This is a genomic window from uncultured Eudoraea sp., assembly GCF_947258525.1.
Lineage (GTDB): Bacteria > Bacteroidota > Bacteroidia > Flavobacteriales > Flavobacteriaceae > Eudoraea.
Window position 1 is genome coordinate 1 of the sequence record NZ_CAMYIP010000039.1, and the last position, 13,454, is coordinate 13,454.

16 protein-coding genes are annotated in these 13,454 nt (G+C 37.4%); 8 read left to right on the forward strand and 8 right to left on the reverse strand.

Features of this window, described 5'->3' with window-relative positions; genetic code table 11:
- On the reverse strand, window positions 1-697 hold a 697-nt coding region (locus Q0X89_RS02510; protein ID WP_297691032.1), incomplete at its 3' end, for a trypsin-like peptidase domain-containing protein.
- A gap of 126 nt (window positions 698-823) precedes the next feature.
- Between Q0X89_RS02510 and dapF the strand changes: the two genes are divergently transcribed.
- The 4 genes from dapF (at window position 824) to Q0X89_RS02530 (ending at window position 3,942) form a co-directional block, all read left to right on the forward strand.
- Window positions 824-1,600: a diaminopimelate epimerase gene (dapF, locus tag Q0X89_RS02515; protein ID WP_297691033.1), complete on the forward strand. Its 777-nt coding sequence runs from the start codon at window positions 824-826 to the stop codon at window positions 1,598-1,600.
- Window positions 1,597-2,118: a GNAT family N-acetyltransferase gene (locus Q0X89_RS02520; protein ID WP_297691034.1), complete on the forward strand. Its 522-nt coding sequence runs from the start codon at window positions 1,597-1,599 to the stop codon at window positions 2,116-2,118. Before dapF ends, Q0X89_RS02520 begins: the two co-directional genes overlap by 4 nt.
- Window positions 2,118-3,161, forward strand: a complete 1,044-nt coding sequence (mltG, locus tag Q0X89_RS02525) for an endolytic transglycosylase MltG (RefSeq protein ID WP_297691035.1) — start codon at window positions 2,118-2,120, stop codon at window positions 3,159-3,161. The genes Q0X89_RS02520 and mltG overlap by 1 nt, the downstream gene beginning before the upstream one ends.
- Before the next feature lie 148 nt (window positions 3,162-3,309).
- Window positions 3,310-3,942 (forward strand): hypothetical protein, encoded by a 633-nt coding sequence (locus Q0X89_RS02530; RefSeq protein ID WP_297691036.1) that lies wholly within the window; start codon window positions 3,310-3,312, stop codon window positions 3,940-3,942.
- A 54-nt stretch (window positions 3,943-3,996) separates the two neighbouring features.
- Here the strand turns inward: Q0X89_RS02530 and Q0X89_RS02535 are convergent, their stop codons facing one another.
- From Q0X89_RS02535 to dnaA, 3 genes are read right to left on the reverse strand one after another with little or no spacing between them, the layout of a single operon-like run.
- The gene (locus Q0X89_RS02535) at window positions 3,997-4,719 is read right to left on the reverse strand and encodes an SAM-dependent methyltransferase (protein ID WP_297691037.1); all 723 of its coding nucleotides are present in this window, start codon (window positions 4,717-4,719) and stop codon (window positions 3,997-3,999) included.
- A gap of 1 nt (window position 4,720) precedes the next feature.
- The gene (locus Q0X89_RS02540) at window positions 4,721-5,188 is read right to left on the reverse strand and encodes a low molecular weight protein-tyrosine-phosphatase (RefSeq protein WP_297691038.1); all 468 of its coding nucleotides are present in this window, start codon (window positions 5,186-5,188) and stop codon (window positions 4,721-4,723) included.
- Window positions 5,189-5,195: 7 nt separating this feature from the next.
- Window positions 5,196-6,620 carry a chromosomal replication initiator protein DnaA gene (gene dnaA, locus Q0X89_RS02545; RefSeq protein WP_297691039.1) on the reverse strand — a complete coding sequence of 475 codons (1,425 nt, stop codon included), beginning with the start codon at window positions 6,618-6,620 and terminating at the stop codon, window positions 5,196-5,198.
- Window positions 6,621-6,828: 208 nt separating this feature from the next.
- On the opposite strand from dnaA, the gene Q0X89_RS02550 reads away from it, so the two are divergent.
- Window positions 6,829-7,251 (forward strand): thioesterase family protein, encoded by a 423-nt coding sequence (locus tag Q0X89_RS02550; protein WP_297691040.1) that lies wholly within the window; start codon window positions 6,829-6,831, stop codon window positions 7,249-7,251.
- A 31-nt stretch (window positions 7,252-7,282) separates the two neighbouring features.
- Here Q0X89_RS02550 and Q0X89_RS02555 read toward each other — a convergent pair whose 3' ends face one another.
- Genes Q0X89_RS02555 through ribD form a run of 4 tightly spaced genes read right to left on the reverse strand, consistent with a single transcriptional unit; the run spans window position 7,283 to window position 10,413 of the window.
- The gene (locus Q0X89_RS02555) at window positions 7,283-7,900 is read right to left on the reverse strand and encodes a YigZ family protein (protein ID WP_297691041.1); all 618 of its coding nucleotides are present in this window, start codon (window positions 7,898-7,900) and stop codon (window positions 7,283-7,285) included.
- Window positions 7,900-8,763 (reverse strand): EamA family transporter, encoded by an 864-nt coding sequence (locus tag Q0X89_RS02560; protein ID WP_297691042.1) that lies wholly within the window; start codon window positions 8,761-8,763, stop codon window positions 7,900-7,902. Before Q0X89_RS02560 ends, Q0X89_RS02555 begins: the two co-directional genes overlap by 1 nt.
- A complete protein-coding gene (locus Q0X89_RS02565; protein WP_297691043.1) occupies window positions 8,757-9,368 on the reverse strand; it encodes an HAD family phosphatase in 612 nt (203 codons plus the stop codon). The genes Q0X89_RS02560 and Q0X89_RS02565 overlap by 7 nt, the downstream gene beginning before the upstream one ends.
- Window positions 9,361-10,413, reverse strand: a complete 1,053-nt coding sequence (ribD, locus tag Q0X89_RS02570; protein ID WP_297691044.1) for a bifunctional diaminohydroxyphosphoribosylaminopyrimidine deaminase/5-amino-6-(5-phosphoribosylamino)uracil reductase RibD — start codon at window positions 10,411-10,413, stop codon at window positions 9,361-9,363. The genes Q0X89_RS02565 and ribD overlap by 8 nt, the downstream gene beginning before the upstream one ends.
- A gap of 102 nt (window positions 10,414-10,515) precedes the next feature.
- Here ribD and prmC point away from each other — a divergent pair, with 102 nt between their 5' ends.
- The 3 genes from prmC to ligA all read left to right on the forward strand — a co-directional run.
- The gene (gene prmC / locus Q0X89_RS02575) at window positions 10,516-11,376 is read left to right on the forward strand and encodes a peptide chain release factor N(5)-glutamine methyltransferase (RefSeq protein ID WP_297691045.1); all 861 of its coding nucleotides are present in this window, start codon (window positions 10,516-10,518) and stop codon (window positions 11,374-11,376) included.
- 56 nt (window positions 11,377-11,432) lie between these two features.
- A complete protein-coding gene (locus Q0X89_RS02580) occupies window positions 11,433-12,014 on the forward strand; it encodes a TIGR00730 family Rossman fold protein (protein WP_297691046.1) in 582 nt (193 codons plus the stop codon).
- A partial coding sequence (gene ligA / locus Q0X89_RS02585; protein ID WP_297691047.1) for an NAD-dependent DNA ligase LigA occupies window positions 12,014-13,454 on the forward strand: 1,441 nt, incomplete at its 3' end. The genes Q0X89_RS02580 and ligA, both read left to right, overlap by 1 nt.

Here is a 13,454-nt window from a genome sequence, read left to right on the forward strand (position 1 = left end):
TATTGACCAACGCACCACCGCTATTGCCCGGATTAACAGCAGCATCTGTTTGTATAAATGATTGATCCCGAACAGGATCAAGATTTCTTGCTTTGGCACTAACTATACCCGCGGTAACTGTTGATGTTAGATTAAAGGGATTGCCAACAGCTAACACCCATTGCCCAATTTTAGCTTCATCAGAATCACCAAAAGCAAGATAGGGGAGGTTCTCATCCACATCAATTTTAAGTAATGCTATATCGGTATTAGGATCAGTGCCGATAATTTCAGCCTCATATGACTTATTGTTGTTTAACGTAATTCTTATCTCATTAGCCTTAGCAATCACATGATTATTAGTTACAATATACCCATCTGGGGAAATGATAACTCCAGAACCAGTGCCCACCTGTGGAATTTGACGACTTTCAGAGCCATAGAAAAAATCTAATAAGCTTCCCGAGCTGCTATTTAAAGTAAGGTTTTTAACATGCACAACTGCATTAACGGTATTTTCTGCAGCAATGGTGAAATCAACCTCATTAATGCCATTTCCTTTAAAAGATGTGGGCTTGTTGCTGGTAGTTACAACTGGAATCTCTGAACTATCCGTAATAAGCGTGTAATTTGTTTTTTCAAAAAACATCTTATACGAAGTAAGGGTGATCGCCCCGGCAAAAATGGCTACTATTAATAAACTTCCAAATCTTTTCATAAATAAATAATCTTTTAATTTATAAAGTAAAAATACTTGATTTTTAATTTAAATATTTCCATTTAACGACTTTTTAACTGATTAAAACTGCTTAAATAAGTCATATCTTTGTTACCGGAATAAGCTATGATAGTTACATTTTATAAATACCAGGGTACAGGCAACGATTTTATTATGATTGATAATCGGCTTGGAGGATTTCCCAAAGCCGACAACGAATTGATTTCATTTCTGTGTGACAGGCGTTTTGGTATTGGGGCAGATGGATTAATCTTATTGGAAGAAGATAATTCAGCACATTTTAAGATGGTATATTATAATGCTGATGGGAATCCCGGTAGCATGTGTGGCAACGGTGGAAGATGTATAGTAGCATTTGCAAAATTCCTCGGGATAATCACTAATAAAGCTGAATTTAATGCTGTAGATGGGTTGCATATTGCTACCACTACTAATGGAATAATTAGCTTGCAGATGCAGGATGTTACTGAAATTATGGCAAAACCCAATTGTCTTTTTTTAGATACAGGTTCTCCACATCATGTTCAGATGGTTGCTAATTTAGATGCCTTTAACGTACTGGAAGAAGGGGCAAAGCTTAGATATGGTATTTACGGCGAAGGAGGGAGCAATATTAACTTTGTTGAACAAACTTCAGAAAATGATTTTGCTGTACGGACGTATGAAAGGGGAGTGGAAAATGAAACCTTGTCTTGCGGAACCGGCGTCACGGCGGTTGCAATAGGAATGCATTATTGGGGTAAGACCAATGGTGACCTGGTAAAAATTCATACTAAAGGAGGCAATTTGTCAATTAGTTTTAATAAGGTCTTAGAGCGATATGAAAATATATGGCTGGAAGGTCCGGCCAAGCAAGTATTTAAAGGAAAAATAGAGATTTGATTCTAAAAGGAAAGCATACCAGTTTAAGGGCATTGGAACCCGTAGATCTTGATTTCTTATTCGAACTGGAGAATAATTCTGATATCTGGGAAATTAGTGGTACGATTACACCCTATTCCAGACATGTACTTAAAAAGTATCTGGACAACGCACATAGAGATATTTATGAAGTAAAACAGTTACGCCTTGCCATCTGCAATGAAAGTGATAAGGTGATAGGGTTTATTGATCTATTTGATTTTGATCCTAAACACAGAAGAGCAGGAATAGGGATCGTTATTCTTGACAGGGCTGACCGCAATAATGGTCATGGTTCAGAAGCTGTGTCTTTACTATGCAAATATGCCTTTAAGGTACTCAATTTGAATCAGGTATACGCCAATGTAGGCGAAGACAATCAGGTTAGCATACAACTTTTCAAAAAGATGGGGTTTGAGCTCGCAGGAGTTAAAAAGGATTGGGTTCTTGTCGGAGGAAAATTTAAAAATGAACTACTGTTTCAAAAGTTTGAAAAATAATGTATATCAAAAAAATCTTATTGATAATAGTGCTTCTTGGCTTAATTGCAGGAGGAGCCTTTGCATATTTAATCTATAACGCTCTTTTTACACCAAATACCGCTTTTAATAATAAGGAAGCATACATTTATGTTCCTACTGGCAGTTCCTATGATGAGTTAAAAAATCTTATCGCGCCCCTTTTGTCCGATATGGGGACCTTTGAGGCAGTCGCAAAACAGAAAAAATATATTGACTATATAAAACCCGGAAAATATATTTTAAAGAAAGGAATGAATAATAATGAGATTATTAATACTTTAAGGAGTAATAATGTACCCGTTAATGTCTCTTTTAATAATCAGGAAACATTCGAAAAATTGGCGGGAAGAATTTCTAGTCAAATCGAAGCTGATAGTATTTCATTGGTAAAGGCTTTTGCAGACTCTGTATTTCTTCAGGAAAATGGCTTTACAGCAGATACGAGTCTTTCATTTTTTATACCTAACAGCTATGAGTTCTTTTGGAATACATCGGCCTCAGAGTTTCGTGATAGAATGCTGAAGGAGTATATTCGCTTTTGGAATGACGATAGAATAAAGAAAGCAGAAATGTTGAATTTGACGCAAATTCAAGTGATATCTCTCGCCTCAATTGTTCAAAAGGAAACAGCCAAAGTTAATGAGAGACCCAGGGTTGCCGGATTATATCTAAACAGGCTGAACAAAAATATGTTACTTCAGGCAGACCCTACAGTAATCTATGCCTTAAAACGAGAACTTGACAATTTTGATACTATTATCAAAAGAGTTCTTTACAAAGATCTAGAGCTCAATTCACCTTATAATACCTATAAATATGCAGGTGTTCCCCCAGGTCCAATTACAATGCCCGATATTTCCTCTATAGACGCTGTTCTTAATCCTGAAAAACATGAATACTACTATATGGTAGCGGATGTTGAAGACTTCGGGTACCATAAATTTGCCAAAAACCTTTCGCAACATAACCGGAATAAAACGCAGTATATCCGATGGATAAACGAACAAAAAATAAACCGCTAGACGGTTAATCCGGAATTTTAAACAACTTATCAAATAAAGGGGTTATTCATAGAATTCTAAGGAATATTCGTACAAATCTCCTATATCTTTGGTTCAGTAATTTAAGCATACCGGCTCATTTGGTAGTTAGTCTTAAGAAAACACATATATGAAGAAGTGGCCATTTATTATCTGTCCGCTTATCATGATTTTAGTTTTAGTTAGTTTTGGGTTTACCACGAAGTCTGAAGTTAAAGTCCCCGAAATTCTAAAAGTAAAAGAACCTACGCCCGTTCTGTTCCCCAAAAACAGAACAACTTATGACTCATCCTTTGTAACGCCTCCTTTTTTGGGAAGTTGTTATTTTGGTTTCAAAGAAGCTCTTGCATTTACTGAGTCTCAGGGAAATTACTTTATAATTAATACGCTGGGATATCTGGGTAAGTATCAATTTGGAATCGGAACTCTTCAATTGATGGGTGTTTATAGCTCAACCAAATTTCTTAATAATCCAAGTTTGCAGGAGAAAGTATTTTATACAAATATTTCACGCAACAAATGGATAATGCGCAAATACATCAAATATTTTGTAGGTAGAAAAGTTAAGGGTATTGAAATAACGGAATCCGGAATATTGGCTGCTGCTCATTTAGCTGGTCCGGGTAATGTAATGAAGTATTTATACTCTAATGGAAGGAAGGATGTCAAGGATGCCTATGGAACTAGTCTTGAGGATTACTTAAAAAAGTTTTCAGGATATGATATATCCCAGATTTCAGCAATTCGGAATCCTAAAGTATAATAAAATAAATTCACAGTGATGAATTATAGCCCTGGCTTAAACGTCAGGGCTTTTTTAGGCCTGAATAATGAAAATCGTAGGCCTTTTATGGAGTTCAATGGATTCTGCTATCCAATTCCCCGCTAATTTTGTTGCAATAAACTCTGTGGGTAATGTAAGATCAGTTGCTATGCATAGCCAAGTTTCCTTTGAAAGTGTCTTGACAAACTCTTCAAAAAGACTATTATTTCTATAGGGTGTTTCTATGAACAGCTGACTTTGATTATTTTCTCTGGAGATTTTTTCGAATCTCTTAATAGCTCTCTTTCGCTCAGAATTTTCAATAGGCAGATAGCCGTTAAATGCAAAATTTTGACCATTGAGACCACTTGCCATAAGAGCCAAAATAATAGAAGAGGGTCCAACCAAAGGCACTACGGCAATTCCCTTTTGATGGGCAATTCGGGCTATTTCAGATCCTGGATCTGCAATTCCCGGGCAGCCGGCCTCTGATAAAACACCTACATCCTTACCTTCAAAACAAGGATCAAGGAAAGAAGGAATGATTTCCGGATCTGTGAATTTATTTAGAAGAGCAATATTTAAATTAGGCTGTGATTTTCTGGGACTGATTTTTTTGATAAACCTTCTTGCTGTTTTTTCATTCTCAACGATATAGTGATCTATTTCCTCAATTATTCTCTTAATGGAAATTGGCAACACTTCCAGTGGTTCATTTTCACCAAGGGTGGTTGGAATCATATAAAGCTTGCCATCTGAACCGCTAGCGTTTTGCATTTTATGAAGTCTGATTTGTATTTATTTTTTGGGCTATCATGTCACAGGCTTGATTAATTAGCTTAAAAACCTCTTCAAAACCATCTGTACCACCATAATAAGGGTCGGGGACTTCTCTAACGGATGAACTGCCTTCCTCCAGTAAAAGTTTAACCTTATCAATATGACCTTTTTCATTAGACAGCGCTAAGATGTCGTAGTAATTGCTTAAGTCCATAGCATAAATAATATCAAACTGGGCAAAATCGTTGAAGTTAAATTTTCTACATCTTTGGCCAGAGATATCAATGCCATATTTTTTGGCCACGGCTATGGACCTTTTATCCGGATTATTTCCTATGTGGTATCCCGCAGTTCCGGCAGAATCAACAAAAACATGCTGTGAACTGGTTTTTGATTTCAATATACCTTCGGCTAATGGAGACCTGCAGATATTGCCCAGGCATACCATAAGAACCTTTGTTTGCATAATTTACTCAGGAAAATTTCTTGGTTAAATCTTCGATGTATTTTCTAAACTGCTTATCCGTTTCAGCAAGATTGTCCACTGTTTTGCAGGCGTGAAGTACGGTAGCGTGATCTCTTTTGCCTATCTGAGAGCCTATACTTGCCAGCGAGGCTTTGGTGAATTTTTTGGCGAAAAACATTGCCAGTTGCCTTGCCTGAACGATATGCCTTTTCCTTGTTTTGGATTGTAAGGTGGCTACATCCATTTCAAAATAATCTGAAACGACTTTTTGAATGTAGTCTATGGAAACCTCCCTTTTTGTGTTTTTTACAAATTTTTCAACTACCTGTTGTGCCAATTCCAGAGTAACTTCTTTCTTATTAAAGGATGATTGAGCAATAAGAGATATTATAGCACCTTCTAATTCTCTGATGTTTGTCTTAATATGTTTGGCAACATATTCAACTATTTCATCGGGCATTTCAACACCATCCCTGTATAGTTTGTTCCTTAAAATTGATATACGAGTCTCATAATCAGGATTTTGAAGCTCTGCGGACAATCCCCATTTAAATCGTGAAAGCAAGCGTTGTTCAATATCCTGCATGTCTACAGGGGCTTTATCCGAAGTTAGAACAACTTGTTTTCCATTTTGGTGCAAATGATTGAAAATATGGAAGAAAACATCCTGAGTGCCTGATTTTCCGGATAAGAACTGTACATCATCAATTATAAGTACATCAATTAACTGATAAAAATGAATAAAATCATTTCTGGTATTCTTTTTAACAGATTCTATGTATTGTTGTGTGAATTTTTCCGCAGAGATATAAAGTACCGTACGTTCCGGATATTTATCTTTAATTTCCACACCAATAGCATGCGCAAGATGTGTTTTACCTAATCCCACTCCTCCAAATATCAATAGCGGATTAAAAGAAGTTCCTCCGGGTTTGTTAGCAACCGCCATACCCGCAGATCTGGCCAGCCTGTTGGAATCACCCTCAAGGAAATTGTCAAAGTTGTAATTGGGATTAAGCTGCGACTCTATCTTTATATTTCGAATTCCGGGTATTACAAAAGGATTCTTTAGTTCCGGATTTTTAGATTTTATGGGAACATCCATTTCCTGAGGATTCACACTGCCTCTGTTTGAACTTGGAATTTGTTCTGTGAATGGCTCTCTGTTGCCATAAGTATTCTCCATCTTAATGATATAGACCAATTTGGCATTTTCTCCGAGTTCTTTCGTTAGTGCAACCTTTAGTAATTTTACATAGTGTTCTTCAAGCCATTCATAAAAGAATTTACTCGGAACCTGAATGCTTAAGGAATTCTCAGATAACTTTACAGGTTTGATAGGTTCAAACCATGTTTTGAATGCCTGCGGTTGGATGTTATCTTGGATAAAAGCCAAGCAATTGTTCCAAACGGAAATAGCAGTAACACTCATATTAAAAATTATCTTATTTCGTTGGTTAGAGATTAGTCTTTGTTGGTCACGGAAAATACCTATTTTGCCATTCTCAAGAGCGAGACAAATATGTGAACAAATATTCTAAAAAAAAAATCATTTTAGGTTGAATTTTTTCTTTTTTTTTTGCATGTTCACCCCCCTCTATAGGTCACTGAATAAATATATAGTTTTTAGCTGATAAATTATGCATTTTTATGAATTTTCTTTTCGGGTTCGTTACGGAGAAACTGATCAAATGGGAGTGGTTTATCATGGCAATTATGCGCAGTATCTGGAGATGGGAAGGGTTGAATGGCTCAGGGATTTAGGTATTTCTTACAAAAGCATGGAAGAAAACGGAATTTTATTACCAGTAATTTCCTTACAGCTGAAATTTAAAAAATCTGCGGTTTATGATGATCTTATCACGGTGGTCACCAAACTAAAAAAAACACCCTCTGTCAGAATAGAATTTGACTATGAAATATACAATGAAGCTGGCGAACTTTTAGTAGAAGCAAACACCGTTTTGGCATTTATGAATTCCAGGACCAAAAGACCAGTTAAATGCCCTGATTATCTGTTGAATAAACTTCTAAGTCTCGATAATGATTCAACAGGTGACTAGACTCAGCCCTATTAAAATTTCATTTGTAAAATTAGTCTTCTAATCTAGAAATTGAGACACCGTGAATCGCTTTGAACTTGTTTTCAATCTGAACAGTATTTCTGAGTAAAACAGAAATTATAATGGTGCAGGCCATCGACATGTCTTGTTTCTTGATTTCTATTGAATTTTGTTTAATTATACGCATTACTTTGCTAAGAAGAGGATAACTGAAGCATAATTCATATTTTACTTTAACCGACTTTTCAATAATAGTGGAAGATTCCAGAGCAAGTTGTGCGGCTGTCCTATAGGCAGCTATAAGTCCTCCAACGCCCAGTTTAGTACCACCAAAAATACGTGCAACAGCGATCAGAACATTAGTTAGGCCAAAAGATTTTATTTGCCCATATATGGGCATTCCAGCCGAGTTATTGGGTTCCCCATCATCGTTTGCCCTGTACCTTTGGTTTTCTATACCTATTCTCCAGGCATAGCAAATATGATTTGCCGTTGGGTGCTTTTTACGGAGATTATCCATTATTGGTTTTACATCTTTCTCAATTGCCATTGGGAAAACATAGGCATAAAACTTACTCTGGCGGTCTTTATAGAGAATACCGCGTGATGCATTGGCAACCGTTTTATATATACCTATATTCTTGTCCATCAAAAGAATGTAACCAACATGATACTTATAACTGCCAGTGCAATACCACTCCAGTTTTTGGCGCTTATTTTCTCTTTGAATAAAACAATACCGAGTAAGGTGGAAAACATAACAATGGCAACATTATTTATAGTAAAAATAGAGGCACTGTTCAGTGCTTCATTTTGAAGTGCCCTCAATAAAAAGAATATGGAAAAGTAATTGGGAATTCCCAGGGCAACACCGCCTAATACATTTTTGAAATTGAGTTTTAAGGGTTTTTCAAAAGACCTTAAAAGAATAAACAAGATTCCGGTGCAAGCCGCGACACCAAACACAGTAGCTGAAAATATTGGAAATTCATTTGTCGAAACATGATTTTCTTCCATGTATTTTATACTGGCATCAATAATGCCTGAACCTAAAAACACCATGATGGGCAATAAAAGAGATTTTCTTTGTATGGCCCTGGGAGTATCTTTCACCGAGGCAAAATATACTGCAGCCAGCGCCAGAATAATCCCCGCTGATTTTAAAAAACTGAGTTTTTCGCTGTATAATATAAGGCCCAATATCACAGGGATAACCAAAGACATTTTGGTAGCAACCGAAGCTACTGAGACCCCCAGGCGCTGTGAAGTTTTCGCCATTAGGTTGAAGATTACTATAAACAGGATACCCAAAAACAAGGTGCCATAAAACCAATCACTTTTAGGAATTTCATAAAGTTGTACGGGCTTATTATAAAATAGAACGCCAACGAGACATGCGGTCACATAATTTACAATAATCGCATAAATAGTTTGGATTTTGTATGTGTCAAACAATTTAAAAATTACAAATATCAAACTTGAAAAAAAGATACTTAAAGAAAGGTCTAACATTTTGATATTTTGGATTTCAGTTCTAAAATATCCTCTTTGCCAACTTTTAGGTGCCAGCAGTTAATACCTAACTCTGCAGCTGCAGAAGTATGTTCACTACTGTCATCTACAAAAAATGTATTTTCTGCAATAAGACTATTTGAATTAATAACAAATTCGAATATGCTGCGTTCCGGTTTTCTCAAATTAATCTCATGTGATAAATAGAATTTTTCAAAACATTTTTTAAAACGAGTGAACCTTTCATTACCCATTCTCTGTTTTACATAGTCTATGTGCAATTCATTGGTGTTGCTTAAAAGGAATAGGCGATAGTCTTTCTCTTTAGCCAATTTTTCAATGAACTTTAATCGTTCTTCCGGGAAATCAAGGATTATGGAATTCCAGGCGTGCATTAAATCCTTTTTTCCTGCTTTTGGGAACATTTGGCTGGTTTGATCAAGAAAGTATTCCGTAGTTATAAGACCTTTTTCATAAGCAGCAAACAATTCTTCAAGCCCGGGAGTAAGATATTTAAAGCCAAATTTCTCCATTTCCCTGGCAGTAGCCTGTTTGTCGAGGTTTATGAAGACGTCTCCAAAATCAAAAATGATATTCTCAATCATTCAAGAGTCTTTTTATGGTATTATTACCAATAATTTCAGTAGCCATCATTTTGCCATCAATATATGGCGCTTTTGTGCCACTGCCAAAGGCAGCATCTCCAATAATAATTCTAGCTTCGTCCCAAAGTCCTGAATTGACAAAAGTTGACAGGGTTTCCGCACCGCCTTCAACCAGAACGCTCGTTATATTTTTCTCTAAGAGTATTCTGCATATTTCTTCTGCCATATTCTTCTTAAAATCAATAATACCGTATTCCGGCCCATCCTGAAACCTTGTTTTATCTTCAAGCTCTGTTAGAATAATGGTTCGGGTAGATTTATCATATATATTTAGATCTGCCGGTAGTTTTAACGTTCTGTCGATAATTATTCGAATAGGGGAGGTGCCTTCCCAAAAACGAACATCCAGTCTTGGATTATCAGCCAATACAGTGTTTGTTCCAACCAGGATAGCCTGCTCTTCGCTCCGCCATTGATGCACACGTTGACGTGCATAGGAATTACTGATCCAATAAGGTTCGGGCTTTGTTTGTCGAATATCTTTATTTGGCGCAATAAAACCGTCTTTAGTCTCTGCCCATTTCAAAAGAATATAAGGCCTGTGTTTTTCCTGGTAGGTTAAAAAGCGCTTGTGATGTTTCCTGCATTCATCTTCTAGTACTCCTGTTAATACTTCAATTCCAGCCTCTTTAAGCTTCTTTATTCCGCCACCAGATACTTTTTTATTGGGATCCTGAATACCGATAATCACTTTTCGCAAATTTGTTTTGATTATTAGTTCGGCACAAGGGGGAGTTTTACCATAATGGGAGCAGGGCTCCAGGGTAACATATAGTGTAGCCTCGTTTAAAAGCGATTTGTCTGCAACAGAATTAATTGCGTTTACTTCGGCATGTGGCCCCCCATATCGACTCGTAAACCCTTCTCCGATTATTTTATCCTGATGGGTTATTACGGAGCCAACCATTGGATTGGGAGCAGCAGAACCTAAGGCCTTTTTGCCCAATTCAATACATCGACGCATATATTTTTCGTGTATCTTCACCTCGCAAAAATAGGACATTATAAAAGAAAAAGGATAGCCAAAAAATTAAAGTGCTGGTAGACTTAGGCAATGTTATTTTTGATATAAAAAAGTTTCATCTCAATGTTATTAAAGGAAATAAAAGAAATTTATCATAGGGAATTAGATGAAATTTATCCCAAGGAGGAAGTGGACAGCATGTTTTATCTTATGATAGAACATTTTTTGGGTTTAGAACGATTTATTCTCGCCATAGATCCGGAGATTGTTATCACTAAGGACGAAGAGCAATATATGTTTGAAGGTTTGTCTAAACTAAAGAAAGAACAACCTATTCAATATGTTTTGGGGCAGACTACTTTTTTGGACCTGAAAATTTTGGTCAATGAATCGGTTCTTATTCCCCGACCGGAAACTGAAGAATTGGTAAACTGGGCACTCGAAGATATTAATGATATGGATGATGATCTTGAGATCATTGACATTGGGACTGGAAGCGGATGTATTGCCATTTCTCTTGCTAAACTCAAGCCATATCTCAAAGTCACAGCTATTGATATATCCGGACCTGCTCTTGAAGTAGCAAAAAAAAATGCCTTGTTAAATGAAGTGAATATCCAATTTAGGGAAGTTGATATTCTAAAAGCCGGGTCATTAGGTAAGAACTATGATATTATTATTTCTAATCCACCATATATAAGAGAGATGGAGCGATATAAAATGCGCAACAATGTTCTTCAAAATGAACCCAATTCAGCATTGTTTGTGCCTGATAATGATCCCTTACTTTTCTATAGAACGATAGCTAAACTGGCAAGAGATGGCTTAAACGAAAATGGTGCGCTGTATTTGGAAATAAATCAATATTTAAGTGAAGATGTAAAAATGCTTTTGAAGGAATTCAGTTTTTCTGAAATTGAACTAAGAAAAGATATCTTTGGAAACGATAGAATGATTAGAGCAAGGCTAGCATCAATAAATTGAATATACGTTTTAATACTCTTTTTTAATATTTTTAGAACCTCGGGAAAAATCAGGAAATGAACAGTATTGTTGTCTTTTGTGGTAGTAGTGAAGGGAACGACCCCATTGTACTAGACAAAGCATATTCTTTAGGCAGGGAAATGGCTGAAAGGTCTATTAAACTGGTCTATGGAGCAGCAAGAATTGGTGTAATGGGCAAGTTAGCTCAGGGGGCATTAGACTATTCCGGGAATGTAATTGGAATTATCCCTGATTTCCTTAAACACAAAGAGGTATTTCATGATGGCTTAACAAAATTGATCGTAACCGAGAATATGCATGAGCGTAAACTGAAAATGCACGATATGTCCGAAGGTGTCATAATGTTGCCAGGAGGTTATGGTACTTTAGAAGAATTTTTTGAAATGATAACCTGGGCCCAATTGGGTCTGCATCAAAAGCCTATTGGGATTTTAAATATTAACGGATTCTACAATAATTTAATGGGAATGCTTAAAACAATGGTCGACCAGGGATTCGTCAAAAAGGAGAACTATGATATGATACTAATAGACCATTCCATTAATGGATTACTGGATAAGATGCGCTACTATAAACCTCAGCATGTGCCTAAATGGATAAATAAAGATCAGCTTTAATGAGTATAAAGGAAAAAATAGAAGCCTTGCGCGAGGAATTAAGGGAACACAATCATAAATACTACGTGCTCGCCAGTCCAAGTATATCGGACTATGAGTTTGATATGAAACTAAAGGAACTGCAGGCACTGGAGGAGCAGTATCCTGAATTTATGGATGCAACTTCACCAACAATGCGTGTAGGAGGAGCTGTTACTAAAAGCTTTGAGACCGTAGTTCACGAACACAGAATGTATTCGTTGGATAACTCCTATTCTAAAGAAGAGTTATTGGATTGGGAAAAGCGGGTTTTGAGGATTTTGGGAAATTCCGAAGTTAGTTTCACTTGTGAGCTGAAATATGATGGCGCCTCCATAAGCATAACCTATGAAAATGGTGAGCTTGTAAGAGGAGTTACAAGAGGGGATGGATTTCAAGGTGATGACGTAACTGCAAACATTAGAACCATTAAATCTGTGCCCCTAAGATTACAGGGAGATTTTCCATCAAAATTTGATATTCGAGGAGAAATTGTTCTTCCCCTGGATGGTTTCGCTAAAATGAATGAAGAACGTATAAATAGCGGGGAGGATCCCTACATGAATCCTCGAAACACTGCGGCCGGAAGCCTTAAGCTTCAGGATAGTTCTCTGGTTGCAGAAAGACCATTAGAATGTCTTCTTTACGGAATTAGCGGTAATAATCTCAATTTCTCATCTCAGATTGAAATGCTTCTCAAAGCCAGAGAATGGGGTTTTAAAGTTCCTTCTGCAGCAAAGCTCTGTAAAACAACGGAAGAAGTTATGGAGTTTGTAGAATACTGGGATACTGAGCGTCATAACCTTCCCTATGAAACCGATGGAGTTGTGGTTAAGGTTAACAGCCTTCATCATCAGGAAGAACTGGGCTATACTGCCAAATCACCCAGGTGGGCTCTTGCATATAAATTTAAGTCGGAACAAGCCATTACAATTCTCAATGAAATTAGTTATCAGGTTGGCAGAACCGGGGCCATTACACCCGTAGCAAATTTACAACCGGTACTGCTGGCAGGTACCACGGTTAAAAGGGCTTCTTTACACAATGCAGATCAAATTTCAAAGCTGGATATCCGGGAAGGTGACGGGCTGGGGATTCATGCTCGGCTCGAACTGGAACCGTCCCAGCATTATTACAAACACGCCAACCGCGACTATCTGGAATTCGCGAAGTCCGCCGGATTTATCGGCGGCGTGGTCACATCGCTGATCGGCTCAGGCGCAGACGTGTTCGCTTTCCTCTTTCTCGTGATCGTGGCGGGCCTACATCCGAGGATTGCGGTGCCGACCAGCGTCATCATCATGGCGCTCGTGTCGGTCGTTGGCCTCGTCACGCTCGGTGTGGCTCACGGTCAACTCAACACCGAGGTCATCGACGGGATGGTCGTTGCGGTGGGCGGATCGGCGATCGATCCGGTTCCTG

Excerpts from the sequence above, each read along its gene's own strand:
- Q0X89_RS02565 (WP_297691043.1), bottom strand. The coding sequence starts at position 9,368 with ATGATTGAGAATATCATTTTTGATTTTGGAGACGTCTTCATAAACCTC.
- dapF (WP_297691033.1), top strand. The coding sequence starts at position 824 with ATGATAGTTACATTTTATAAATACCAGGGTACAGGCAACGATTTTATT.
- Q0X89_RS02580 (WP_297691046.1), top strand. The coding sequence starts at position 11,433 with ATGAACAGTATTGTTGTCTTTTGTGGTAGTAGTGAAGGGAACGACCCC.
- mltG (WP_297691035.1), top strand. The coding sequence starts at position 2,118 with ATGTATATCAAAAAAATCTTATTGATAATAGTGCTTCTTGGCTTAATT.
- Q0X89_RS02560 (WP_297691042.1), bottom strand. The coding sequence starts at position 8,763 with ATGTTAGACCTTTCTTTAAGTATCTTTTTTTCAAGTTTGATATTTGTA.
- prmC (WP_297691045.1), top strand. The coding sequence starts at position 10,516 with ATGTTATTAAAGGAAATAAAAGAAATTTATCATAGGGAATTAGATGAA.
- Q0X89_RS02540 (WP_297691038.1), bottom strand. The coding sequence starts at position 5,188 with ATGCAAACAAAGGTTCTTATGGTATGCCTGGGCAATATCTGCAGGTCT.
- Q0X89_RS02530 (WP_297691036.1), top strand. The coding sequence starts at position 3,310 with ATGAAGAAGTGGCCATTTATTATCTGTCCGCTTATCATGATTTTAGTT.
- Q0X89_RS02555 (WP_297691041.1), bottom strand. The coding sequence starts at position 7,900 with ATGGACAAGAATATAGGTATATATAAAACGGTTGCCAATGCATCACGC.
- Q0X89_RS02550 (WP_297691040.1), top strand. The coding sequence starts at position 6,829 with ATGCATTTTTATGAATTTTCTTTTCGGGTTCGTTACGGAGAAACTGAT.
- Q0X89_RS02535 (WP_297691037.1), bottom strand. The coding sequence starts at position 4,719 with ATGCAAAACGCTAGCGGTTCAGATGGCAAGCTTTATATGATTCCAACC.
- dnaA (WP_297691039.1), bottom strand. The coding sequence starts at position 6,620 with ATGAGTGTTACTGCTATTTCCGTTTGGAACAATTGCTTGGCTTTTATC.